At 64.3% G+C, this 21898-nt stretch carries 24 protein-coding genes and 1 tRNA gene; 18 read left to right on the plus strand and 7 right to left on the minus strand.

Annotated elements, in window-relative coordinates; translation table 11 throughout:
- Positions 1-85 precede the first annotated feature (85 nt).
- Positions 86-787: a Bax inhibitor-1/YccA family protein gene (locus PSQ40_RS01330; protein ID WP_273948152.1), complete on the minus strand. Its 702-nt coding sequence runs from the start codon at positions 785-787 to the stop codon at positions 86-88.
- Positions 788-993: 206 nt separating this feature from the next.
- Here PSQ40_RS01330 and PSQ40_RS01335 point away from each other — a divergent pair, with 206 nt between their 5' ends.
- Positions 994-1401 (plus strand): GlcG/HbpS family heme-binding protein, encoded by a 408-nt coding sequence (locus PSQ40_RS01335; RefSeq protein WP_273948154.1) that lies wholly within the window; start codon positions 994-996, stop codon positions 1399-1401.
- A 113-nt stretch (positions 1402-1514) separates the two neighbouring features.
- On the opposite strand, the gene PSQ40_RS01340 is transcribed toward PSQ40_RS01335, so the two are convergent.
- The 5 genes from PSQ40_RS01340 to PSQ40_RS01360 all read right to left on the minus strand — a co-directional run bounded on the left by PSQ40_RS01340 (position 1515) and on the right by PSQ40_RS01360 (position 4453).
- Complete coding sequence (locus PSQ40_RS01340; protein ID WP_273948156.1) at positions 1515-1925, minus strand: ExbD/TolR family protein; 411 nt, start codon at positions 1923-1925, stop codon at positions 1515-1517.
- A gap of 2 nt (positions 1926-1927) precedes the next feature.
- Positions 1928-2647 carry a MotA/TolQ/ExbB proton channel family protein gene (locus tag PSQ40_RS01345; protein ID WP_273948158.1) on the minus strand — a complete coding sequence of 240 codons (720 nt, stop codon included), beginning with the start codon at positions 2645-2647 and terminating at the stop codon, positions 1928-1930.
- A 15-nt stretch (positions 2648-2662) separates the two neighbouring features.
- Positions 2663-3364, minus strand: a complete 702-nt coding sequence (locus PSQ40_RS01350; RefSeq protein ID WP_273948160.1) for an energy transducer TonB — start codon at positions 3362-3364, stop codon at positions 2663-2665.
- Positions 3365-3469: 105 nt separating this feature from the next.
- Entirely contained in the window at positions 3470-3742 is a 273-nt protein-coding gene (locus PSQ40_RS01355) for a (2Fe-2S)-binding protein (protein WP_273948162.1), read from the minus strand.
- 276 nt (positions 3743-4018) lie between these two features.
- Positions 4019-4453 (minus strand): SWIB/MDM2 domain-containing protein, encoded by a 435-nt coding sequence (locus PSQ40_RS01360; protein WP_273948164.1) that lies wholly within the window; start codon positions 4451-4453, stop codon positions 4019-4021.
- 380 nt (positions 4454-4833) lie between these two features.
- On the opposite strand from PSQ40_RS01360, the gene rraA reads away from it, so the two are divergent.
- A complete protein-coding gene (rraA, locus tag PSQ40_RS01365) occupies positions 4834-5340 on the plus strand; it encodes a ribonuclease E activity regulator RraA (RefSeq protein ID WP_273948166.1) in 507 nt (168 codons plus the stop codon).
- A 56-nt stretch (positions 5341-5396) separates the two neighbouring features.
- Here the strand turns inward: rraA and PSQ40_RS01370 are convergent, their stop codons facing one another.
- Positions 5397-6344: a DMT family transporter gene (locus PSQ40_RS01370; RefSeq protein ID WP_273948167.1), complete on the minus strand. Its 948-nt coding sequence runs from the start codon at positions 6342-6344 to the stop codon at positions 5397-5399.
- Between PSQ40_RS01370 and PSQ40_RS01375 the strand changes: the two genes are divergently transcribed.
- The 16 genes from PSQ40_RS01375 to PSQ40_RS01450 all read left to right on the plus strand — a co-directional run bounded on the left by PSQ40_RS01375 (position 6339) and on the right by PSQ40_RS01450 (position 21898).
- Positions 6339-6800, plus strand: coding sequence for a gamma-glutamylcyclotransferase family protein (locus tag PSQ40_RS01375; RefSeq protein ID WP_337961812.1), 462 nt, complete (start codon positions 6339-6341; stop codon positions 6798-6800). The genes PSQ40_RS01370 and PSQ40_RS01375 overlap by 6 nt on opposite strands.
- A 281-nt stretch (positions 6801-7081) precedes the next feature.
- On the plus strand, positions 7082-8401 hold the full coding sequence (gene aceA / locus PSQ40_RS01380) for an isocitrate lyase (protein ID WP_273948168.1): 1320 nt from the start codon (positions 7082-7084) through the stop codon (positions 8399-8401).
- Positions 8402-8700: 299 nt separating this feature from the next.
- Positions 8701-10608, plus strand: a complete 1908-nt coding sequence (gene thrS, locus PSQ40_RS01385) for a threonine--tRNA ligase (protein WP_273948171.1) — start codon at positions 8701-8703, stop codon at positions 10606-10608.
- 75 nt (positions 10609-10683) lie between these two features.
- Positions 10684-11289, plus strand: coding sequence for a translation initiation factor IF-3 (gene infC / locus PSQ40_RS01390; RefSeq protein WP_273948818.1), 606 nt, complete (start codon positions 10684-10686; stop codon positions 11287-11289).
- A gap of 179 nt (positions 11290-11468) precedes the next feature.
- Positions 11469-11672, plus strand: a complete 204-nt coding sequence (gene rpmI / locus PSQ40_RS01395; RefSeq protein WP_027475501.1) for a 50S ribosomal protein L35 — start codon at positions 11469-11471, stop codon at positions 11670-11672.
- A 26-nt stretch (positions 11673-11698) separates the two neighbouring features.
- A complete protein-coding gene (gene rplT, locus PSQ40_RS01400; RefSeq protein ID WP_027475500.1) occupies positions 11699-12058 on the plus strand; it encodes a 50S ribosomal protein L20 in 360 nt (119 codons plus the stop codon).
- Between the two features lie 104 nt (positions 12059-12162).
- Positions 12163-13215 carry a phenylalanine--tRNA ligase subunit alpha gene (pheS, locus tag PSQ40_RS01405; RefSeq protein ID WP_273948172.1) on the plus strand — a complete coding sequence of 351 codons (1053 nt, stop codon included), beginning with the start codon at positions 12163-12165 and terminating at the stop codon, positions 13213-13215.
- Between the two features lie 81 nt (positions 13216-13296).
- Entirely contained in the window at positions 13297-15732 is a 2436-nt protein-coding gene (pheT, locus tag PSQ40_RS01410) for a phenylalanine--tRNA ligase subunit beta (protein WP_273948174.1), read from the plus strand.
- A gap of 16 nt (positions 15733-15748) precedes the next feature.
- Entirely contained in the window at positions 15749-16084 is a 336-nt protein-coding gene (locus PSQ40_RS01415) for an integration host factor subunit alpha (RefSeq protein ID WP_273948175.1), read from the plus strand.
- Positions 16085-16473: 389 nt separating this feature from the next.
- Positions 16474-16914 (plus strand): MerR family transcriptional regulator, encoded by a 441-nt coding sequence (locus PSQ40_RS01420; protein WP_273948176.1) that lies wholly within the window; start codon positions 16474-16476, stop codon positions 16912-16914.
- 26 nt (positions 16915-16940) lie between these two features.
- Positions 16941-17017, plus strand: a tRNA-Pro gene (locus PSQ40_RS01425).
- Between the two features lie 299 nt (positions 17018-17316).
- The gene (locus tag PSQ40_RS01430) at positions 17317-17481 is read left to right on the plus strand and encodes a DUF2256 domain-containing protein (RefSeq protein WP_273948178.1); all 165 of its coding nucleotides are present in this window, start codon (positions 17317-17319) and stop codon (positions 17479-17481) included.
- The gene (locus PSQ40_RS01435; protein WP_273948179.1) at positions 17478-18680 is read left to right on the plus strand and encodes an FAD-binding domain-containing protein; all 1203 of its coding nucleotides are present in this window, start codon (positions 17478-17480) and stop codon (positions 18678-18680) included. Before PSQ40_RS01430 ends, PSQ40_RS01435 begins: the two co-directional genes overlap by 4 nt.
- Before the next feature lie 8 nt (positions 18681-18688).
- Positions 18689-20167 (plus strand): FAD-binding domain-containing protein, encoded by a 1479-nt coding sequence (locus PSQ40_RS01440; protein ID WP_273948182.1) that lies wholly within the window; start codon positions 18689-18691, stop codon positions 20165-20167.
- 274 nt (positions 20168-20441) lie between these two features.
- The gene (locus PSQ40_RS01445; protein WP_273948183.1) at positions 20442-20693 is read left to right on the plus strand and encodes an acyl carrier protein; all 252 of its coding nucleotides are present in this window, start codon (positions 20442-20444) and stop codon (positions 20691-20693) included.
- The gene (locus PSQ40_RS01450) at positions 20690-21898 is read left to right on the plus strand and encodes an acyl-CoA dehydrogenase family protein (protein WP_273948184.1); all 1209 of its coding nucleotides are present in this window, start codon (positions 20690-20692) and stop codon (positions 21896-21898) included. Before PSQ40_RS01445 ends, PSQ40_RS01450 begins: the two co-directional genes overlap by 4 nt.

The following is a 21898-nucleotide window of genomic DNA, read 5'->3' on the forward strand; positions in this document are numbered from 1 at the left end:
CCGAGTTGAATGAGTTGGCAGCGAACCGTCGCCGGCCCATGAAAAAAGGCCCCGAAGGGCCTTTGGCAGTGGGGTGGTGTGGCGCTCAGTCGCGTTCGCCACCAAAGATGCCGAGCAGCGACAGCAGGCTCTGGAACACGTTGTAGATGTCCAGGTACAGCGACAGGGTGGCCGAGATGTAGTTGGTCTCGCCGCCGTCGATGATCTGCTTGATGTCGTACAGCATGTAGGCGCTGAAGATGCCGATCGCGGCCACCGACAGGGCCAGCATGCCGGCCGTGGAGCCCACAAAGGCATTCACCAGGCCACCCACCAGCAGCACCAGCACGCCGACAAACAGCCACTTGCCCATGCCGGACAGGTCGCGCTTGATCACCGTGGCCAGGCTGGCCATGGCAAAGAACACGCCTGCGGTGCCGCCAAAGGCGGTCATGATCAACTCAGGGCCGTTCTTGAAGCCCAGCACCATCGAAATCAGGCGCGACAGCATCAGGCCCATGAAGAAGGTGAAGCCCAGCAGCACCGGCACACCGGTGGCCGAGTGCTTGGTCTTCTCGATGGCGAACATGAAGCCAAAGGCCCCCGCCAGGAAGACCACCAGGCCGACACCGCCACTGAGGACCGAGGCGAGGTTGGTGGCGACACCGACCCAGGCGCCCAGCACGGTGGGAACCAGGCTCAAGGCCAGCAGCCAGTAGGTGTTGCGCAGCACGCGGTGACGTTGTTCTTGTGACAGCGCCTGACCGTAGCCGACAGACAGATCGACGTGTTGGAAAGGTTGGTTCATGACGGAATCTCCATTGAAGCACCGCGACAGCGGTCTTGGCATTCTATGTGGTGAGTGCGCTCTGATTTTCAAGAGAGCCGAAGGGTTGAAGGGACATGATGATCAAGAAAGTGAAAGTTGTTTTTCATCCCGCAAGCGGATCGGTGGCAGCGGGCGCCGTTATCCTTGAGGGCTGTGTTGAATTGATTTGTCAAGAAGGGTCATCCATGAAAACCAAGTCTGTCCTCGAACTGTCCGACGTCAAAGCCATCGCGGCCGCCGCTGAAGCGGAAGCCCTGAAGAACAACTGGGCCGTGACCATTGCCATCGTGGACGATGGTGGTCACCTGCTGTGGCTGCAGCGCCTGGACGGTGCCGCCGCGATTTCCTCGCACATTGCACCTGCCAAGGCCCACACGGCGGCGCTGGGTCGCCGCGAAACCAAGGTCTACGAAGACATCGTCAACGGCGGCCGTTACTCCTTCCTGAGCGTGCCCGAGATCAAGGGCCTGCTCGAAGGTGGCGTCGCCATCATCAAGGACGGTCAGTGCATTGGCGCGGTCGGCGTGAGCGGCGTGAAGTCGAGCGAAGACGCTCAGATCGCCAAGGCAGGCATCGCCGCCATCGGCCTGTGAGGTGAGGCGGGTGGCCGGGGGGCAAGCCCCGGCTCCCTCAAGCGAAAAAGCCGCCCCGATCAGGGCGGCTTTTTTGTGGGCGCTCGCGGCCGGGTGGCCGGCCTGCGGGCGGGTCAGCGCGCGGGTTCGGTGATGAAGCCGATCTTGCGCACGCCGGCCGACTGGGCCGCCGCCATGGCCTGGGCCACGCGCTCGTAGCGCACCTCGCGGTCACCGCGCAGGTGCAGCTCGGGCTGCGGCTGCTGGGCGGCGGCGGTGTCGAGCAGCGGCTTCAAGGCTGCGTCGTCGATGCGGTTCTCGTTCCAGTAGTAGCTGCCATCGGCGGCCACCGAGAGGCGGATGGTTTCGGGCTTGGCGTCCTGCGGCTGGTTGCTGGCGCGTGGCAGGTCCACGTTGACCGAGTGCTTCATCACCGGGATGGTGATGATGAAGATGATCAGCAGCACCAGCATGACGTCCACCAGCGGGGTCATGTTGATTTCGCTCATCACCTCATCGGAATCTTCCTGACGTCCGAATGCCATGCTCAGCTGCCTTTCTTGAGCGGCACCACGGTGGTCGCCGCGCCACCAGCGTGGACACGGGCACCGGTCACAAAGAAGGCGTGCAGGTCGTGGGCAAAGCTGTTGAGCTTGTTGAGGATGGCTTTGTTGCCGCGCACCAGGGCGTTGTAGCCCAGCACCGCCGGGATGGCCACTGCCAGGCCCAGGGCCGTCATGATCAGCGCTTCACCCACCGGGCCAGCCACCTTGTCGATGGTCGCCTGGCCGCTGGCGCCGATGCCCAGCAGGGCGTGGTAGATGCCCCAGACCGTGCCAAACAGGCCGACGAAAGGAGCCGTCGAGCCGACCGAGGCCAGCACGGCGAGGCCCCCTTGCAGGCGGGCCGTGAACTCGTCAATGCCATTGCGCAGGCATCGGGTCACCCAGTCGCTGACGTCCAGGCTGTCGTGCAGGTGCACTTTGGTGTTGCTATGGTGGTCGGTGGCATCGCGGCCCGCCAGCGCCAGTTGGCGGAAGGGGTTGTCGTTGTCGGTGCCCAGGCTGTTCAAGCCGCTCGAGAAGTCGGGGTTGTGCCAAAAGTCTTCGGCGTTGCTGGCGTGCTTCTTGTACTTGATGATGTCCAGGGCCTTGAGGATGATCACGATCCACGAGGCCAGCGACATGCCCAGCAGCAGTACCGCCACCCCTTTGGTGACCAGATCACCTTGCGCCCAGACGTGGGCCAATCCGAATTCGGTTTCCATTCAAAACTCCGTGATTTATTCAAGAACAAAATTGAGCGGGACCTGGAACCACATGGTTTCAGCCACCCCTCCGCGTTTACCGGGCACATAGCGCCAGCGCATGACCGTGGTGAGTGCCGCTTGGTCGAGCCGGTCGAAACCGCTCGATTGTTTGAGTTCGGCCTTTTGCGGCAGCCCATCCGCGCCAATCAGCACCCGCACGATCACCTTGCCCTGTTCGCCCAGGCGCTTGCTGATCGCGGGGTAGGTTGGCTTCGGGTTTTGCAGGTAGTCGGCGTCGCTGGACGGCAGCTCGACCTTGACCGGGGCCGGCGGCGCGGGGGGCGCCGGCGGTGCCGAGGCCACGGGGGCCGCTACCGGTGGTGCCGGCGGTTGGGGCGCGACCACGCCCGTGGGGGCGTTGGGAGCGGGTGTCGGGTCGGCAATGGCCACCGGTTGTGGTGCGGGCGGCAGCGGGCTGGGGCGCGGTGTGATGGCCTTTTGCGGCACGGCCTTGGGCTGCGGTGCGGGCGGCGGCGGCGGGGCCTTGGGCTTGGGCGGCTCGATGAGTTCGCTGAGGATCTCGGCCGGCACGATGACCTCGGCTGCACGCCGGATCAGGCCGGATTGCAGTGCCCAGAGGGCGCCGACGTGGAACAGCACCACACCGACCACGATGACCGTGTTGCGGCTCAGGGCCGGCAGGGGCACGCGCGCCTGCGAAGAGGGGGATGGCATGGCAGTCATGAAAGGGGAAGAGGGGTCGGGGGCCGCGGTTGGAACGGCCAGCCCAGCCAGAAGCTTACTTGCGAAAGATCCACCAGGCCGAACCAATGACCAGGATCAGGCTGCCGCCGATTGAGGTGAGGAGTTCCATGCTCTGCTTTCCGTGATGTGGCTGGCGAGCTGGATCACCTGGCCCTGCGGCTGCGCATGAATGGCAGCCATCGGGTGGGTGGCATTGCACTGTTGCACCACGTCGCGTGCGCAGCCTTCGCAGCGGCCACACTGGGTGGCCACACCCAGTTCGAACTGGATGTCATCAAAGCTCATGCCGGCGCGCGCATGGCGGGCGATTTCGCGGTCAGACACTCGGCGGCAGACACAGACAATCATGGCGGACAGGCAGGTTAGGCTGGCTGTTGAAAGGAACGTCAGTATAAATGCGAATCTATCGCATTTGCAATAAGTTCTTTGTGCGGGGTGGTTTTGGGGGGCAGAACCGACCCATGCGCCGGGGTGGGTTGATGGGTTCGGTGGCTTGGTGCTGAGACTGGTAGAAGGCGGGGGGGGCGGGTGCCGGGACTGCGGTGCGCGAGGTGGGGGGCTCACCCGGCGGGCGCACCATGAAAAAAGCCACCGCGAGGTGGCTTCTTCCAAAGGGGCAGGTCTTTATTTGACGTGCTTGCCGATCAGGGCGGCGAGTTCAAACATCGACACCTGCGGCTTGCCAAAGATTTCCTTGAGCTTGGCGTCGCCGTTGATCAGGCGCTTGTTGGTCTTGTCTTGAAGGTCGTGCTTCTTGATGTAGACCCACAGCTTGCTGACGATCTCGGTGCGGGGCAGGGGCGTGCTGCCAACCACGGCGGCCAGGGCGGCGCTGGGGGTCAATGCCTTCATGAAAGCCGCGTTCGGCGTGCGCTTGGTCGCGGGTGCCTTGGCTGCGGCCTTCTTGGCGGGCGCAGCGGCTGCCTTGGCGGGCGCCTTGGCAGCTACTTTCTTGGCAGCCGGAGCCGCTGCCTTCTTGGCAGGCGTCGCAGCTTTGGTTGCCGGCGCGGCCTTTTTGGCAGGCGCTTTCTTTGCCGGGGCTTTCTTTGCAGTTGCCATGATTGAATTTTCCTTTTGGAAGTTGACTAATCACCAGCCAAACACTGCGTTCTCGCTGGCATACCGGATGCTAAAGGAGAAAAAACGCCTTTCCAAGTGGAAACACATATTTTTCGCCCTGCAGTGTGGCGCCCATGTGTCGTCTGTGCGTCGCCTGTGTGTCTTGCTGGGGGCTGGGGCAGGGCACACGGTGCAGTGCGGGTGGCGAGGGCAGGGCGGGCGGCGGGGCACCGGCCCGGTTCGTGGCGCCGCGCGGGGCCCCGTTGCTGCGGGTGCGCGGCATTGTTTTGTATGCTTGATGGCCCAGCCCGCGAGGCCCATGCCTTGGCGCTGACCCGGCGGGCAGGCTTCAACCATTCCATCAGAAAGTTGTTCTTACCATGGCGGTTTTCTCCACCCCTTTCAGCACCTGCGATCTGTGCGATGAGCACAAGAGCGACGGCTCCGGGCGCTTTCGTGTTGTGCCCCCTGTTTTTCAGGCCTACGGCGGCGTGCCCGCCTTCGCGGGCCCGGTGGTGACGCTCAAGGTCTTCGAGGACAACACCCTGGTCAAAGAGGTGTTGGACACGCCAGGCGAAGGCCGAGTGCTGGTGGTGGACGGTGGCGGGTCGCTGCGCCGCGCCCTCGTGGGCGGCAACATCGCCAAAGCGGCCGCCCGCAACGGCTGGGCGGGTGTCGTGGTTGATGGCTGCGTGCGCGACATCGCCGAGCTGAACGCCGAGGCCATCGGCATCCGGGCCCTGGCCTTGATCCCGCTGCCAACCGAAAAGCGCAACGAAGGCCAACGCAACCTGCCCGTGCAAATCCAGGGGGTCTGGGTGCAGCCGGGCGACTGGCTGTACGCCGACGCCGATGGCATCGTGATCAGCCATCAGGCCCTGATCTGAGGCCTGGGCACGCGGCGCGGACCGCGCTGCCTTTGCCTTGCCTTTGCCCTCGCCCCTCAGTGGGGTGCTCGAGGTGTGCTTGCTCGATCGGGCAGGGTGGCCAGCACGACCCCCGCCAAGGCGATGCCGAAGGCCAGCATTTGCTGGCCGTTCATGGGTTCGCCCAGGAACAGCACCCCGACCGCGGCCGCGGTCAGCGGCAGCATCACCGTGAACAGGCCCGCCTGCGCGGCCGGCACTGTGCGCAGCCCGGTCATCCAGAGCCACACGGTCCAGACGCTGGCGGCCAAGGCGTAGAACACCAGCAGCATCCAATAGCGCAGGTCCACGCTGCCAAAGTCAAACGACAGGGCTTGGTAGATCCCGAAGGGCGTGGTCAACGCGAGGCCCCACAGGTTGATCAGGGCGCTGATGCGTCGCGCGCCCAGGGCGCCGGTCAGGCGCTTGCCAATCACCGCGTAGGCGCTCTCGCACAGCACGGCGCCCATCACCAGCAGGTTGCCCAGCCAGACCTGGGGGCCCACCGGGCTGCCGGCCTGGGCTTCGGGTTTGTTGAGGGTGAACATGGCGATGCCCACCACCGCGAGACCGATCGACAGCATGACGCGCGGCGTGATGCGCTCCTTGAGGAACAGCCAGCTCATCAAGGCCACGCAGGCGGGGATCGCCGACATGATCACGCCGGTGGCCACCACGGTGGTCAGGCTGACGCCGGTCAGCATCAAGATCGAGAACAAGAAATTGCCAAACAGCGACTCCAGGAACACCAGCTTGCGGGTGCTGCTGCTCATGGGGGCTTCGTGGGCGGGGCGGCGCGTCCAATGCGCCATGGCCAGTGCGCCGATGCCAAAGCGCAGCCAGGCCAGCAGGAACACGGGCAAGATCAGGGTCAGTGGTTTGGACAGCGCCACATAACTGCCCACCAACGCCATGCTGGCTGCCAGGCACAGGCAGGCCACGGGGCGACTGGGTGACAGGGTTTTTGACAAGGAATCAACGTGCATGAATTCACCGAAGCAATGACGCCCGCCATGATGCCCGAAGCGGCCGATGCGGGCCCCGGGATCGACGTCTTCGTCTACGGCACCTTGCGGGCCGGCGGCAGCAATGACATCAACCGCCTGCGACCGGCGCCGCGCTGCCTGGGGCCGGCCCAGGTGTGGGGGCGCTTGTTTGACCTGGGGCCGTACCCCGGCCTGCGCCTCCTGGCCGAGGGTGAGGCGCTGGCCCGCCCGGTGTGGGGCGAGGTGTACCGGGTGGCACCTGAACTGGAAGCCGTGTTGGACGCCATCGAGGACATTTCCGGGCGGCCTGATGACGAGTACCAGCGGCGTCAGATCACCGTCATGCTGGGGGCGCATGCTCTCACTTGCCTGGTGTATGAAATCCACCCCGATCGGGTGCATGGGCGCCCTGAAATTGGGCATGGCGACTGGATGCGCCACGTGCTGGGGCGCTGAGGTCCCGGGTCCCGCACGGTGTGATTTCATCAGGCATTCATTGATTTCTTAATGTGAAAAATTGCTATTGCTGCGGCGCGACATTTTTCTCGATATGAGAAATTGAATTTCGCATTGAGATATCAATGAAGCAAGTTGTTGATTTATAACGATTAAAAAAATGTCTTGTATAAGACATAAGATTGTTCTTAACTCTTATAGAAGACTTAAAGTTAGTCCAACGGCATCGCAATTGCATCCGCAACGAAGCCGGCCCCTTTCAATCAACCAGGAGTGAACACATGCCGCAATCCCTCACCGAGCAACTGAGCCGCGAACAGCAAATTGCCGCCCTCGAAAAAGACTGGGCCCAAAACCCCCGTTGGAAGGGCATCAAGCGTGGTTACACCGCCGCTGACGTGGTGCGTCTGCGCGGTTCGTTCCAAGTCGAGCACACCCTGGCCCGCCGTGGTGCCGAGAAGCTGTGGAACCTGGTCAACAACGAGCCCTACGTCAACTGCCTGGGCGCGCTGACCGGTGGTCAAGCCATGCAGCAGGTCAAGGCTGGCATCAAGGCCATCTACCTGTCGGGCTGGCAAGTCGCTGCCGACAACAACGAATACTCGGCCATGTACCCCGACCAGTCGCTGTACCCGGTGGATTCGGTGCCGAAGGTGGTCGAGCGCATCAACAACGCTTTCACCCGCGCAGACGAAATCCAATGGTCCAAGGGCCTGAACCCTGGCGACGCGGGCTACATCGACTACCACGCGCCGATCGTGGCCGATGCCGAAGCCGGTTTCGGCGGCGTGCTGAACGCCTACGAACTGATGAAGGCCATGATCCGCGCTGGCGCCGGTGGCGTTCACTTTGAAGACCAACTGGCTTCGGTGAAGAAGTGCGGCCACATGGGTGGCAAGGTGCTGGTGCCGACCCAGGAAGCGGTGCAAAAGCTGATCGCTGCCCGCATGGCCGCTGACGTCTACGGCGTGCCCACCCTGGTGATCGCCCGCACCGATGCCGAAGCCGCTGACCTGCTGACCAGCGACTACGACGAAAACGACAAGCCGTTCCTGACCGGTGAGCGCACCGCCGAAGGCTTCTACAAGACCAAGAAGGGCATCGACCAAGCCATCTCCCGCGCTGTGGCCTACGCCGACTACGCTGACCTGGTGTGGTGCGAAACCGGCACGCCGGACCTGGCCTTCGCCAAGAAGTTCGCGGACGCCGTGCATGCCAAGCACCCCGGCAAGCTGCTGGCTTACAACTGCTCGCCGTCCTTCAACTGGAAGAAGAATCTGGACGACGCCACCATCGCCAAGTTCCAGCGCGAGCTGGGCGCCATGGGCTACAAGTACCAGTTCATCACGCTGGCAGGCATCCACAACATGTGGTACGGCATGTTCGACCTGGCCCAGGACTACGTGGCCCGCGGCATGTCGGCTTATGTCGAGAAGGTGCAAGAGCCCGAGTTCGCTGCCCGCGACCGTGGCTACACCTTCGTGTCGCACCAGCAAGAAGTGGGCACCGGTTACTTCGATGACGTGACCACCGTGATCCAGGGCGGCAAGTCCAGCGTGACCGCGCTGACCGGCTCGACCGAAGAAGAGCAGTTCCACTGAGCGCTCTGAAGTGCCTCTGAAAACCCGGCTTCGGCCGGGTTTTTTCTGGGTGCTTGCGCACGGCTTGGGGCGCCTGGCGTTGGCAGGGTTCGCCCATGCCGTTAAAATGGCGAGATCTCAACCTGCAAGAGCGAGAAAGGCAAGACTGGTTATGACACCGCGAACTCCCCCGGAGACCCTCCAGGCCCCATGAGGCCCCAGGTTCGCGCCTGCTTCCCTTTCCTTGCACTCCAGATCAAAGCGCGGCCTCCACCGCGCTTTTTTCTTGTCCGTTTTTCTCGGCTCAACCCACAGACAACATGATTCAGATCACGCTTCCTGACGGCTCCAAACGCGAATTTCCCGGTCCGGTGACCGTGGCCGAAGTGGCTGCCTCCATCGGCACGGGCCTGGCCAAGGCCGCCCTGGCTGGCAAGATTGATGGCAAGGTGGTGGACACCAGCTACACCATCACCGCCGACAGCCCGCTGTCCATCGTCACCGCCAAGGACGCCGATGGTCTGGAGGTGATCCGCCACTCCACCGCCCACTTGCTGGCCTACGCCGTCAAGGAACTGTTTCCCGATGCCCAGGTCACCATCGGCCCGGTGATCGAGCATGGCTTCTACTACGACTTTGCCTACAAGCGCCCCTTCACGCCCGAGGACCTGGCGGCGATCGAGAAGCGCATGAGCGAGCTGGCTGCCAAGGACGAACCCGTGGTGCGTCGCGTGCTGCCGCGCGATGAGGCTGTGGCCTATTTCAAGGGCTTGGGCGAGCACTACAAGGCCGAGATCATCGCCAGCATCCCGTCCAATGAAGACGTGTCGCTGTACCGCGAAGGCAATTTCGAAGACCTGTGCCGTGGCCCCCACGTGCCCAGCACCGGCAAGCTCAAGTTCTTCAAGCTCATGAAGGTGGCCGGTGCCTACTGGCGTGGTGACCACCGCAACGAGATGCTGCAGCGTGTCTACGGCACGGCCTGGGCCACCAAGGACGAGTTGCAGCAGTACCTGACCATGCTCGAAGAGGCCGAAAAGCGCGACCACCGCAAGCTGGGCCGTGAGCTGGACCTGTTCCACATCGATGAGCACTCGCCGGGCACGGTGTTCTGGCACCCCAAGGGCTGGACCTTGTGGCAGGAGGTGGAGCAGTACATGCGCCGCGTCTACCGCGAGAACGGTTACCAGGAGGTGAAGGGCCCGCAGATCATCGACAAGTCGCTGTGGGAGAAGACCGGTCACTGGGACAAGTACCGTGAAAACATGTTCACGACCGAAAGCGAAAAGCGCGACTACGCGCTCAAGCCGATGAACTGCCCGGGTCACATCCTGATCTTCAAGCAGGGCATCAAGAGCTACCGTGACCTGCCCTTGCGCTTCGGCGAGTTTGGTCAGTGCCACCGCAACGAGCCCACCGGCGGCCTGCACGGCATCATGCGCGTGCGTGCCTTCACCCAGGATGATGGTCACATCTTCTGCACCGAAGACCAGATCCAGTCGGAAGTGATTGCCTTCACCACCTTGCTGCAGAAGGTCTACAAGGACTTCGGCTTCACCGACATCATCTACAAGTTGTCGACCCGCCCTGAAAAGCGCATTGGCTCCGAAGAAAGCTGGGACCGCGCCGAGAGCGCGCTGGCCGAAGGCCTGCGGGCTTCGGGTTGCGAGTTCGAGTACCTGCCGGGCGAGGGCGCGTTCTATGGGCCCAAGATCGAGTACACGCTCAAGGACGCGCTGGGTCGCCCCTGGCAATGCGGCACCATCCAGGTCGACCCCAACCTGCCGGAGCGCTTGGATGCCGAGTTCGTGGGCGAGGATGGTTCGCGCCACCGCCCCATCATGCTGCACCGTGCCATCGTGGGCAGCCTCGAGCGTTTCATCGGCATTTTGATCGAGCAACATGCGGGCGCGCTGCCCACTTGGCTCGCGCCGGTGCATGTTTCGGTGCTCAACATCACCGATTCCCAGGCCGATTACTGCCGCGATTTGGCCAAATCGCTTGAGAATCAAGGGCTTAGGGTGCAATTGGATCTGCGCAACGAGAAAATTACGTATAAAATACGGGAGCATTCGTTGCAAAAGCTGCCGTACATCCTTGTCGTGGGTGACAAAGAGAAGGCAGCCGGCGCCGTCGCAGTGCGCGCCCGGGGCAACAAAGACCTCGGTGTGATGTCCGTCGAAGCGTTCTCTTCACTGATCGCCTCGGACATCGCTTCTAAAGTCTGATTTTTTGTGAAACCAGCTTTAGCCGGCGCACCTCGTCGGTTGAAGCTACGTTTTTTGTAGCATATTGTTTTAAGGATTCGAGCCATCGCTACTGAATTTCGTGATCGCCGCCAGCGGGAAGAGCGCAAGCACCGTCTGAACCGTGAAATCATGGCCCCGGAAGTTCGTCTTTCCGGCCCTGAGAATGAGCCTATCGGCATCGTCAGCCTCGCGGAAGCACTCCGCATGGCGGGTGAACTGGATGTGGATCTGGTTGAAATTGCGGCCACAGCGAACCCGCCGGTCTGTCGTCTGATGGACTACGGTAAGTTCAAGTATCAGGAGCAAAAAAAGGCTGCTGAAGCGAAGTCCAAGCAAAAAGTCATCGAAGTCAAGGAAATCAAGTTCCGTCCCGGAACGGATGACGGCGACTACAACATCAAGATGCGCAACATCAAGCGCTTCCTGGACGATGGCGACAAGTGCAAGATCACCCTGCGGTTCCGCGGTCGGGAAATCACCCACCAGGAAATCGGCATGGCCTTGCTGCAGCGGATTCGCGATGAACTGGCCGACCTCATTGTGGTCGAGCAGTTCCCGAAGCTGGAAGGGCGTCAGATGGTCATGATGATCGCCCCAGGCAAGCGCAAGTCGGTGGCTGCCAAGCCCGACGCTGCGCCGGCCGCCTCCAGCGCCGCGTGACATTGACAGTTTGAGAAACACTGCGGGCCACCTTCGGGGGGCCTGCGGCAGGGTGCAGGTTTCGGCCTGCGGCCCAGGTCGGGTGCCGAAAAGCGCCTGACCGACCAAGTGGCTCGGGGCCATCAAGGCTGCAAGGAGTTTGCAGACGCCTCACGAGCACAATGAAAAGGAGCATTCACATGCCCAAAATGAAGACCAAGAGCAGCGCAAAGAAGCGCTTTCGAGTTCGTCCGGGTGGCACCGTCAAGCGCGGTCAAGCCTTCAAGCGTCACATCTTGACCAAGAAGACCACCAAGAACAAGCGTCACCTCCGCGGTGCAGTGGCTGTGCATGAGACCAACATGGGTCACATGGCGCAGATGCTGCCTGGTGCTGGCCTGTAATCAACTGACGAACAAGGAGTAATTCAATGCCTCGCGTCAAACGTGGTGTAACGGCCCGTGCCCGTCACAAAAAAGTTCTGGCCCTTGCTAAGGGTTTCCGTGGTCGCCGCGGTAATGTCTTCCGGATCGCCAAACAAGCGGTCATGAAGGCTGGGCAATATGCCTACCGTGACCGTCGTACCAAGAAGCGTGTGTTCCGTCAGCTGTGGATCGCCCGTATCAACGCCGCTGCGCGTGAATTGGGCCTGACCTACAGCCAGTTCGCCAACGGCCTGAAGAAGGCTTCCATCGAGATCGACCGCAAGATGCTGGCCGACCTCGCTGTGCATGACAAGGCTGCCTTCGGCAGCATCGTGAACCAAGTCAAGGCCAAGCTGGCTGCTTGATTTTTTCACGGCTACGCCCCGCCGTTCGGTGGGGCGCTGCGAACAAGAAACAAGGGCTAGGGCTTTTTGAAAGCTTTAGCCCTTTTTCATTGACAAGAGAATTTATGAACGAGTTGGACGCACTGGTCGACAGCGCCAGACAAGGTTTTGAGCAAGCTGCCACCCCGGCGGACCTGGAGAACGCCAAGGCTGTTTTCCTGGGCAAATCGGGCCGCATCACCGAGCTGATGAAGGGGCTGGCCAGCCTGTCGATTGATGAAAAGAAGGCCCGTGGTGCCGTCATCAACCAGGCCAAGCAAGCCATCGAGGCTGCTTTGAACGCGCGCCGCCAGGCCCTGGCCGATGCCGAACTGGACGCCCAACTCAAGGCCGAGGCGCTGGATGTCAGCCTGCCGGGCCGCCAGGCCGGGCAGGGTGGTTTGCACCCGGTGTCGCTGACCCTCGAGCGCATCGAGGGCATCTTTGGCTCGATGGGCTTCGATGTGGCCCAGGGCCCCGAAATCGAATCCGACTGGTTCAACTTCACGGCGCTCAACACGCCCGAGGACCACCCGGCGCGCTCGATGCACGACACCTTCTATGTGGAAGGTGGTTCGGACAAGGCGCCCAACCTGCTGCGCACCCACACCAGCCCGATGCAGATCCGCCACGCGGTGCAGCATGTGAACCGCCACCGTGCCTTGCTCGATGCCGGCGAGACCATGCCCGAGATCCGCGTCATCGCCCCGGGGCGCACCTACCGCGTGGACAGCGACGCCACGCACTCGCCGATGTTCCACCAGTGCGAAGGCCTGTGGATCGGCGCCAACGTGAGCTTCAAGGACCTGAAGGTCGTCTTCACTGATTTCTGCCGCACTTTCTTCGAGTCCGACGACCTGGTGCTGCGCTTCCGTCCCAGCTTCTTCCCCTTCACCGAGCCCAGCGCTGAGATCGACATTCAGTTCCAGAGCGGCCCCTTGGCCGGGCGCTGGCTTGAGGTGGCCGGCTCGGGCCAGGTGCACCCGAACGTGGTGCGCAACATGGGCCTGGACCCCGAAAAATACATTGGCTTTGCCTTTGGCATGGGCCCCGATCGCCTGACCATGCTGCGTTACGGGGTGAACGACTTGCGCCTGTTCTTTGACGGCGACATCCGTTTCCTGTCCCAGTTCCAGTAAGTTTTTTCGGGGCGGGTCTGCCGGGGGCGTCGCGCGATCGCGGCGAGGTCGGCCCAGCCTCTCATTCACCGAGTTCTGACTATGCAATTTCCTGAATCCTGGTTGCGCGAGTTCTGCAACCCGCCGCTGACGACAGCCGAGCTGTCCGAAGCCCTGACCATGGCGGGCCTCGAGGTGGAAGAGCTGACGCCCGTGGCGCCGCCCTTCACCAAGATCGTCGTGGGCGAGATCAAGCAAGCCGAGCAACACCCCAACGCTGACCGCCTGCGCGTGTGCCAGGTCGACGTGGGTCAGCCTGAGTTGCTCAACATCGTCTGCGGTGCGCCGAACGCGCGCGTTGGCATCCGCATTCCCTGCGCTCTGGTGGGGGCAGAACTCCCGCCCGGTGACGATGGCAAGCCCTTCCTGATCAAGGTGGGCAAGCTGCGCGGTGTCGAAAGCCAGGGCATGCTGTGCTCGGCGCGCGAACTAAAGCTCTCCGACGACCACGGCGGCCTGCTCGAGTTGCCGGCCGACGCGCCGCTGGGCCAGAACATCCGCGAGTACCTGAACCTCGACGACACCCTGTTCACCCTCAAGCTCACGCCCAACCTGGCGCACTGCCTGAGCGTGTATGGCATTGCGCGCGAGGTGTCGGCCTTGACCGGTGCGCCGCTCAAAAGCCCCAGCTTCCCCGCCGTCACCGCGGTGCACGACCAGCGTCTGCCGGTCAGCATCAGCGCGCCGGGCCTGTGCGGTCGCTTCTCGGGCCGCGTGGTGCGCCATGTGAACCCGCGCGCCGCCACCCCGCAATGGATGGTGGACCGACTGGCCCGCTGTGGTCAGCGCAGCGTGGCCCCCCTGGTCGACATCTCCAACTACGTGATGTTCGAGCTGGGCCGTCCTTCGCACATTTTTGACCTCGACAAGATCCACGGTGGCCTCGATGTGCGCTGGGGTCGCGCGGGCGAATCGCTCAAGCTGCTCAACGGCAACACCATCACGGTGGACGAAGAGGTGGGCGTGATCGCTGACGCCGAGCAGGTCGAATCACTGGCCGGCATCATGGGGGGTGATTCGACCGCCGTCTCCGACGACACCCGCAACGTCTACGTCGAAGCCGCCTTCTGGTGGCCCAAGGCGGTGGCAGGCCGTTCGCGCCGCTACAACTTCTCCACCGATGCGGGGCACCGCTTTGAGCGCGGGGTGGACCCCGAGCTGACGGTGGAGCACATCGAACGCATCACCCAGCTGATCCTCGAGATCTGCGGCGGCGAGGCCGGTCCAGTGGACGACGTGCGCGTCAATGTACCGGCCCCGCAGCCGGTGACCCTGCGCGTGGCGCGGGCGGTCAAGGTGATCGGCATGCCGCTGACCCAGGAGCGTTGCGCCCTGGCGCTGCGTCGCCTGGGTCTGGACGTGGCCGAAGGTGAGGGCACGTTGACCGTGACCCCGCCGTCCTACCGTTTTGACCTGACGCTTGAAGAAGACCTGATCGAAGAAGTGGCGCGCATGGTGGGTTACAACAACCTGCCGACCACGCCGCCTCTGGCCCCGATCACCCCCAAGCTGCGGGCCGAGAACCAGCGCAGCCCCTTCGCGGTGCGCCGCCAACTGGCGGGCCTGGGCTACCAGGAAACCATCAACTTCAGCTTTGTGGAAGAAGCCTGGGAGCACGAGTTGGCGGGCAATCCGACGCCCATCAAACTGCTCAACCCGATTGCCAGCCAGATGAGTGTCATGCGCTCTTCGCTGATCGGTTCGCTGCTGCAGGTGTTGAAGTTCAACATCGACCGCAAGGCCCCGCGCGTGCGCGTGTTTGAACTCGGCCGCGTGTTCCTGCGCGATGCCTCGGTGGTGGACTCCATCACCACGGTGGCGGGTTTTCACCAGCCGATGCGCGTGGCAGGCGCCGCCTGGGGTGCCCAGGCTGGCACCCAGTGGGGCCTGGCCGAACGTCCGGTGGACTTCTATGACGTGAAGGGGGATCTGGAAGCCTTGCTGGCCCCGTTCAAGCCCTCGTTTGTCGCGGCCGAACACCCCGCTTTGCACCCGGGGCGCACGGCTGCCGTGCACCTGAATGGCGAAGTGATTGGCCATGTCGGTGAACTGCACCCGCGTTGGCGCCAGAAGTGGGGCTTCGCGTCCTCGCCGGTGCTGTTTGAACTGGCCCTGGACCCCGTGTTGGCGCGTCAGGTGCCGGCCTTTGAGTCGGTGTCGCGTCTGCAACCGGTGACGCGCGACATCGCGGTGGTGGCGGCCGACCAGGTGAGTTTCGGTGCCATCGAGCAATCGATCCGCGCTGCCGCGACCGGTGGCTTGCTGCGCGATGTGACCCTGTTCGACCTGTACCGCCCCAAACCCCAGAAGGACGGTGCACCGGCCTCGACGGGGCTGGCTGCGGGTGAGAAGAGCCTGGCCATTCGCCTGACGCTGCATGGTGGTGAGGCCAGCCTGACCGACGAGCAAATTGAGTCCGCCGTGCAGGCCGTGTTGCAGCAGCTGGCTGCCGACACCGGTGCACGTTTGCGTGTTTGACCAGGTGAACAGTGCCATGGTGAGCCCCGAAATCGAATTTGCGGTCGACGACCTGGAAACCCCGGCGCTGACCAAGGCGCAGCTGGCCGACCTCTTGTTCGAGCAAATCGGCCTGAACAAGCGGGAGTCCAAGGACATGGTGGACGCCTTCTTCGACCTGGTGTCGGAGAGCCTGGTGCGTGGTGAGGACGTCAAGATTTCTGGTTTTGGCAACTTCCAGATCCGCACCAAAGCCCCCCGGCCCGGGCGCAACCCGCGCACTGGCGAGGCGATCCCGATCCGGGCTCGCCGCGTCGTGACTTTCCACGCCAGCCACAAGCTCAAAGAGCAGATCCAGGGCGAGTCCAGCTGATGGGGCGGGCTGGGTGCCGCTCGGCAGTCTGGGCGATGCGCGTCACCGCCCGCCCTGAGGTCTGAGGCCCCCGGCACCGCTGCAAGCGCCTGTGCGGCCTGGTCCGCGCAGGGTGTGCGGCTGATCTCGGCCGGGTGCTGCGGTGGCCCGGCCAGGCCTGTTGGCTGCCAGTCTGTGCGTGCACCCGGGCGGGGCCCACCCTGTGGTTGGGTTGGCGCCCAGCGCTGTCTGGCTTCACCAAGCCGTCTGTGCTGCAAAATTGACCGCCCGGAATGAGCCCGGGCCACTTCGTCAATCCGTAAATAACTCTCGAATGTCCCCGTCAGCTGGCTGGTGTTTGCGGCCCCGCTGAAGTACCCTAAAAGCTTTCCGTGTCGTCAGAGATTCCCATGGCAAACGCCTTGCCCCCCATTCCGGTCAAACGCTACTTCACCATCGGTGAGGTGGGCGAACTCTGTGGCGTCAAGCCGCATGTGCTTCGCTATTGGGAGCAGGAATTCACCCAGCTGCGCCCCATGAAGCGGCGCGGCAACCGGCGTTACTACCAGCACCACGAGGTGCTGATGATCCGCCGCATCCGTGACCTGCTGTACGACCAGGGGTTCACCATCAGTGGCGCTCGCAACAAATTGCAAGAGGGCGCCGCTGCCGGGGGAGGGAGCGCGGCGGCTGGGGGGCTGGCGGGAGGCGAAGGCGAAGGGGCATTGGTGCGTGCGCCCGCGCTGAGCGACGACGCCTCGGCGGTCCTGCTCGCTGTGCCGCCGCATGAGCTGCAAGGCCTGCGGCAAGAATTAGTTGAGATTTTTGAGCTTCTCGCCGAAGAGGCCTGAAAACCGATATATAATTTAATTCTTGTCGGCGTGTAGCGCAGCCTGGTAGCGCACTTGCATGGGGTGCAAGGGGTCGCGAGTTCGAATCCCGCCACGCCGACCATTTTATTCGAAGACCAACGGGTCTCAGCCAAAAGCTGAGGCCCGTTTTTCTTTGCCTGGTCCGAAAACGATCTTCGGACGTGATGTTCGGTCGACTCCGGGCTGGGCCTCAGCAGGCAAGGCAAGGCAAGGCAAGGCACGTCACTGGCGCCGGTGTGGCGGCTGGTACCACCGCTGCGGGTGACCGGGTCGCGTGCCAGGGGTTATTGCGCCCTGGGCTGCACCGTGTGCAGAGCGCCGCTACCATCAGCGCCGTCGCCGGGGCTACTTTGCCTGAACCGGCGCCTCAGGACCGGAGCCATGCCCGACAAACCCTCCACCTTCCGTGGCAACAAATCCACCTTGCCCAGCAAGCCCTGCACGGTCTGCGGTCGCCCCATGACCTGGCGTCGGCGTTGGGCCAAAACCTGGGAAGACGTCAAGTACTGTTCCGATGCCTGCCGGCGCGCCAAAGGGGCTGCATGAGCACGGTGTTTGAGCCCACCTTGTCCGCCGCCTGGGCGCGGCTCGACGCGGTCGATGCCGAGGTCTACGCACGCACCCGCAACCACCTGGGGGCCGGTGCCACAGGGTTGGGGCCGTACCTCACGCACGGCCTGCTGAGCAGTGCCGACGTGCTGGCCTCGGTGGCTTCGCGCCAGCCCCTGCAAGTGCAGGACAAACTGGTGTTTGAACTCGGTTGGCGCGCGTACTACCGCCATGTCTGGGCCCATCGGGGCGCGGGCATTGGGGTGTCCCTGCATGCCGGGCCCTTGCCTGACGAGGCCTACCGCCGGGCTTTGCCTGAGGACCTGCGGCAGGGGCGCACGGGCGTGCCGGTGGTGGACCAGGCGGTGCGTGCCCTCTACGAGACCGGCTACCTGCACAACCATGCGCGCTTGTGGCTGGCCAGCCATGTGGTGCACCAGTGCAAGGTGCATTGGCGGGTCGGGGCCGACTGGCTGTATGGCCATCTGCTGGATGGCGACCTGGCCAGCAATTTCATGAGCTGGCAGTGGGTGGCCGGCACCGGCAGCCACAAGCCCTATGTGTTCAATGCCGAGAACGTCGCCCGTTTTGCTCCCGAGGCCTGGCACAGCCCCGGCACGCTGCTCGACACCGACTACGAGACCCTGGACCGTCGCGCCCGAGATCCGGCATGGCGTGCGCCACAGGCGCCGCCCGGGGTGGCACCGGGTCTGAGCGAACCCCCCTTGTGCAGCCACCCGCCCGAGGCGCTGGGTTTCACAGCGCCGCAGCCCGACTTGGTGGCGGGGCGCGAGGTGTGGTTGGTGCACCCGTGGCAGCTGGGGACGTTGCCTGCGGACCTGCCCGCCGACGCTGTGGTGGTCGGGGTGGCGGTGGCTGATTTTCACCGCCAGCACCCCTGGAGCGAGCGGCGCTGGCACTTTGTGGGGCAGCGCCTCGCGGAGTTGGCTGCGCTGCGTTGGTTTGGCAGCGCGGCCGAACTCGCGCACGCCCTGGGCGGAGCCCGTCGGGTGCGCTGTGTGGCCGATCCACACCTGGTGCCCTGGCTGCCCGAGGAGGCCGCGGGGGTCGAGTGGGCACCGGCCCCGTCGGTGTTCCTGACGGTGGCGCGCCGCTGTGACTCGTTTTCGGCGTGGTGGAAGCAGGCGGTGCCAGCGCGCGGTTCGGTGCAGGACACCCTGCTGCAGTCGGGGTGAGCGCTGTGGTGGCTGACGCTGGCCCGACGGCCTTGGTCTGGTTCAAGCGCGACCTGCGGCTGCGTGACCACGCGCCGCTGGCGCAGGCGCAGCATTTCGAGCGTGCCATCGGGCTGGTCCTGATCGAGCCCGATTGGTTGGGCAGCCCTGAATGCGACCCGCGCCATGTGGCGTTCCTGCTCGATGCGGTGCGCTCGCTGCAGGACGAACTCGCTGCCTTGGGTCTGCCCTTGCTGGTGCGCGTGGGCGAGGCGGTGTCGGTGCTGGAGGCCTTGCGCCGTGAGCACGGCATCACCCACCTGTTCAGCCACGAGGAGACCGGTCCGGGCTGGAGCTACGCGCGCGACCTCGCGGTGGCGGCCTGGAGCCGTCAACAAGGCGTGCTCTGGCGCGAGTGGACCCAAACCGGGGTGGTGCGGCGCCTGCGCTCGCGTGCCGGCTGGGCCCGCCGCTGGGCGCAGCGCATGGACGCCCCCGAGGCGGCGCCAGTGCGCGGCTTCAAGGGCCCGCCGGGGCTTTGGCCTGACCCTTTGCCGACCTGGTCCACCCTGGGGCTGTCACCGCCCCTGCTGACGCCTCCGCCCGCGGGCGAGGCGGTGGCTTGGGAAACCCTGCACAGCTTTCTCGGTGGCCGCGGGCGCGATTACCGGCGTGCCTTGTCCAGCCCCCTGACAGCCGAGTCGGGCTGCAGCCGCCTCAGTGCCCACCTGGCCTTTGGCACGCTGTCCATGCGCTGTGTGCACCAGGCCACCGAGGCCGCAATGCTCGGCACGCCGGACCGGGCGCTGGCCTATGGCCTGCGGGGCTTTGCCTCGCGCCTGCGCTGGCATTGCCACTTCATGCAGAAGCTGGAGGACCAGCCCAACCTCGAATGGCGCAACCTGGCCCGTTCGGTGGACGGGCTGCGCGCGGGCGACGGTGTGCATCCCGACGGCGTGGACCAGGAGCGCCTGCAGGCCTGGTGCGAAGGGCGAACCGGTTACCCCATGGTCGACGCCTGCATGCGCCAGTTGCGCGCCACCGGTTGGCTCAACTTTCGCATGCGTGCCATGTTGGTCAGCTTTGCGGCCTACCACCTGGGCCTGCATTGGCGTGCGCCGGGCCTGTTTTTGGCGCGGCAGTTCCTGGACTTTGAGCCTGGCATCCACTGGTGTCAGATGCAGATGCAGTCGGGCACCACGGGCATCAACACCTTGCGCATCTACTCGCCCGCCAAGCAGGCGCTGGACCAGGACCCCCTGGGTCACTACCGCCGGCAGTGGTTGCCCGAGTGGGGCACGCCGGCTTACCCGTCGCCCTTGGTGGATGAGCGCCAGGCGGTGGCGGCCATCAAGCAGCAGCTGTACACCTTGCGCCAGCAGCCCGAATCGCGGGCCGAGGCGGCGGCGATCCAACAGCAGCACGGATCGCGCACGAGCGGTCTGCCACCGACCGCGAGGCGATCCCGCAGCGCGCGGCCCGACAGCACGCAAGGCAGTCTGTTCTGAAGTGGGGCGGGACCCGCGCGACCCATCTGAAACGCCACCGGCGTTGGGGTTGAAAAGTATCACTTTTGTATCCCTTCTGCGCGGCGTCAATTAGTTCACCAAACGCTGTCTGCGCAGGGCGCGGCCGCCCTGGCCTTCGGTTGTAAGGGGGGGGGGATGGCGCTATGATCGCCGAAGCATTTTGTTACCAATGTGGCGGCATGTTGTACTTTTCAGCAGCAGGCTTCCGCAGACCGCCCTGCTGAATCGCGACCCCGATTTCCCCCAATAAATCATGAACAACACATTGCGTGAAATTTTCGCCAAGCAAGGCCGCTTGGCTCAAGCCCTCGAGGGGCTCAGTGATGACGCGGACCTCTTCGCCGCCGGCCTGGACAGCCTGGCCATCGTCAACGTGATGCTGGCCGTGGAGGACAGCTTTGACGTCGAGATCCCCGACGAGCACCTCAACCGCGCCACTTTCTCCAGCATCTCTGCCTTGGCCGCCGTGCTGCAAAAGCTGCAGGCCGAGCAGCATTCGGCATGAGCGCCGTCATGGAGCGCGACCTGACGTCGCCCACGTCGGGCCAGCGGCCTGCGTCCGACTGGCGGGCTGCGGCCACGGCCATCGCGACCGCGGCAGCCCGCCATGCGGACGAAGTGGACCGCGAGGGCCGCTTCCCCGCGGAGGCCGTGCAAGCCATGCGAGACTCCGGCCTGCTGGGGGCGTGGGTGCCGACCGAGCTCGGCGGTCCCGGCCACAGCCTGCGCGAGATCGCGGCCATGTGCGCACAGATTGGCGCCGCTTGCGGCGCCAGCGGCATGATCTTCGCCATGCACCAGATCAAGCTGTCCTCGGTGGTGCACCACGCGGGCTCGTCCGCCTGGTACCGCGCGTTCCAGCAACGCGTGGTCAAAGAGGCGCTGCTGCTGGGCTCGGTGACCTCCGAAGTCGGGGTGGGGGGCGACATCCGCCGCTCCATCGCAGCGGTGCAGCGCGACGGTGACCGCTTCACCTTGCAAAAGCACGGCTCGGTGGTGTCGTATGGCGCCTATGCCGACGCCTTGCTGATCACCGCGCGTGCCGATGAACAGGCGCCGCCCAATGGGCAGGTCATGGTCACCGTGCTCAAGGACCAGTACCAGCTGGAGCGCACGGGGCAGTGGGATGCGATGGGCATGCGCGGCACCTGCAGTGATGCCTTCATGATCCGCGCCGAGGCCCCGGCCGAGCAGATCTTCGAGGCCCCGTTTGCCGACATCATCGCCAACACCATGCTGCCGGTCTCGCACATCCTGTGGGCCAGCGTTTGGTTTGGCATTGCCAACAGCGCGCTCCTGCGGGTGCGCGCCCACCTGCGTGCCGCCATGAAGGCCGCCGGCGGCAACCTGCCCGCCGCTGCGACCCAGTTGCCTGACCTGGTGGCGCAGATGCAGTTGCTGCATGCGCGCTTGCAATCGGCCATCAGCCGCTTCGAGGCCGCACTGGCCACGGGCAACGGGCCGTTGCCGATGTCGTTGACGACGGACCTGACGCTGCTCAAGAGCACCATGTCGGAGGGCTGCCTGGCCGTGGTTCAGCAATCGCTGAGCACGGTTGGCTTTGCGGGCTACCGCACCGAAAGCCCGGCCGCTTTGGGTCGCCACCTGCGTGACCTGCATTCCGCGCCCCTGATGATCAACAACGCTCGCCTGATCGAAACCATGAGCAGCTTCCTGCTGCTGGACCCTTTGCAGTTTGGACTTGCCTGA

This window comes from Curvibacter cyanobacteriorum, assembly GCF_028649475.1.
Classification (GTDB): Bacteria; Pseudomonadota; Gammaproteobacteria; order Burkholderiales; family Burkholderiaceae_C; genus Curvibacter; species Curvibacter cyanobacteriorum.

Excerpts from the sequence above, each read along its gene's own strand:
- rpmI (WP_027475501.1), top strand. The coding sequence starts at position 11,469 with ATGCCCAAAATGAAGACCAAGAGCAGCGCAAAGAAGCGCTTTCGAGTT.
- PSQ40_RS01340 (WP_273948156.1), bottom strand. The coding sequence starts at position 1,925 with ATGGCATTCGGACGTCAGGAAGATTCCGATGAGGTGATGAGCGAAATC.
- PSQ40_RS01370 (WP_273948167.1), bottom strand. The coding sequence starts at position 6,344 with ATGCACGTTGATTCCTTGTCAAAAACCCTGTCACCCAGTCGCCCCGTG.
- PSQ40_RS01350 (WP_273948160.1), bottom strand. The coding sequence starts at position 3,364 with ATGCCATCCCCCTCTTCGCAGGCGCGCGTGCCCCTGCCGGCCCTGAGC.
- pheT (WP_273948174.1), top strand. The coding sequence starts at position 13,297 with ATGCAATTTCCTGAATCCTGGTTGCGCGAGTTCTGCAACCCGCCGCTG.
- rraA (WP_273948166.1), top strand. The coding sequence starts at position 4,834 with ATGGCGGTTTTCTCCACCCCTTTCAGCACCTGCGATCTGTGCGATGAG.
- PSQ40_RS01430 (WP_273948178.1), top strand. The coding sequence starts at position 17,317 with ATGCCCGACAAACCCTCCACCTTCCGTGGCAACAAATCCACCTTGCCC.
- PSQ40_RS01345 (WP_273948158.1), bottom strand. The coding sequence starts at position 2,647 with ATGGAAACCGAATTCGGATTGGCCCACGTCTGGGCGCAAGGTGATCTG.
- thrS (WP_273948171.1), top strand. The coding sequence starts at position 8,701 with ATGATTCAGATCACGCTTCCTGACGGCTCCAAACGCGAATTTCCCGGT.
- PSQ40_RS01420 (WP_273948176.1), top strand. The coding sequence starts at position 16,474 with ATGGCAAACGCCTTGCCCCCCATTCCGGTCAAACGCTACTTCACCATC.
- aceA (WP_273948168.1), top strand. The coding sequence starts at position 7,082 with ATGCCGCAATCCCTCACCGAGCAACTGAGCCGCGAACAGCAAATTGCC.
- rplT (WP_027475500.1), top strand. The coding sequence starts at position 11,699 with ATGCCTCGCGTCAAACGTGGTGTAACGGCCCGTGCCCGTCACAAAAAA.
- PSQ40_RS01415 (WP_273948175.1), top strand. The coding sequence starts at position 15,749 with ATGGTGAGCCCCGAAATCGAATTTGCGGTCGACGACCTGGAAACCCCG.
- PSQ40_RS01330 (WP_273948152.1), bottom strand. The coding sequence starts at position 787 with ATGAACCAACCTTTCCAACACGTCGATCTGTCTGTCGGCTACGGTCAG.
- PSQ40_RS01355 (WP_273948162.1), bottom strand. The coding sequence starts at position 3,742 with ATGATTGTCTGTGTCTGCCGCCGAGTGTCTGACCGCGAAATCGCCCGC.
- pheS (WP_273948172.1), top strand. The coding sequence starts at position 12,163 with ATGAACGAGTTGGACGCACTGGTCGACAGCGCCAGACAAGGTTTTGAG.
- PSQ40_RS01445 (WP_273948183.1), top strand. The coding sequence starts at position 20,442 with ATGAACAACACATTGCGTGAAATTTTCGCCAAGCAAGGCCGCTTGGCT.
- PSQ40_RS01360 (WP_273948164.1), bottom strand. The coding sequence starts at position 4,453 with ATGGCAACTGCAAAGAAAGCCCCGGCAAAGAAAGCGCCTGCCAAAAAG.
- PSQ40_RS01335 (WP_273948154.1), top strand. The coding sequence starts at position 994 with ATGAAAACCAAGTCTGTCCTCGAACTGTCCGACGTCAAAGCCATCGCG.
- PSQ40_RS01450 (WP_273948184.1), top strand. The coding sequence starts at position 20,690 with ATGAGCGCCGTCATGGAGCGCGACCTGACGTCGCCCACGTCGGGCCAG.
- PSQ40_RS01435 (WP_273948179.1), top strand. The coding sequence starts at position 17,478 with ATGAGCACGGTGTTTGAGCCCACCTTGTCCGCCGCCTGGGCGCGGCTC.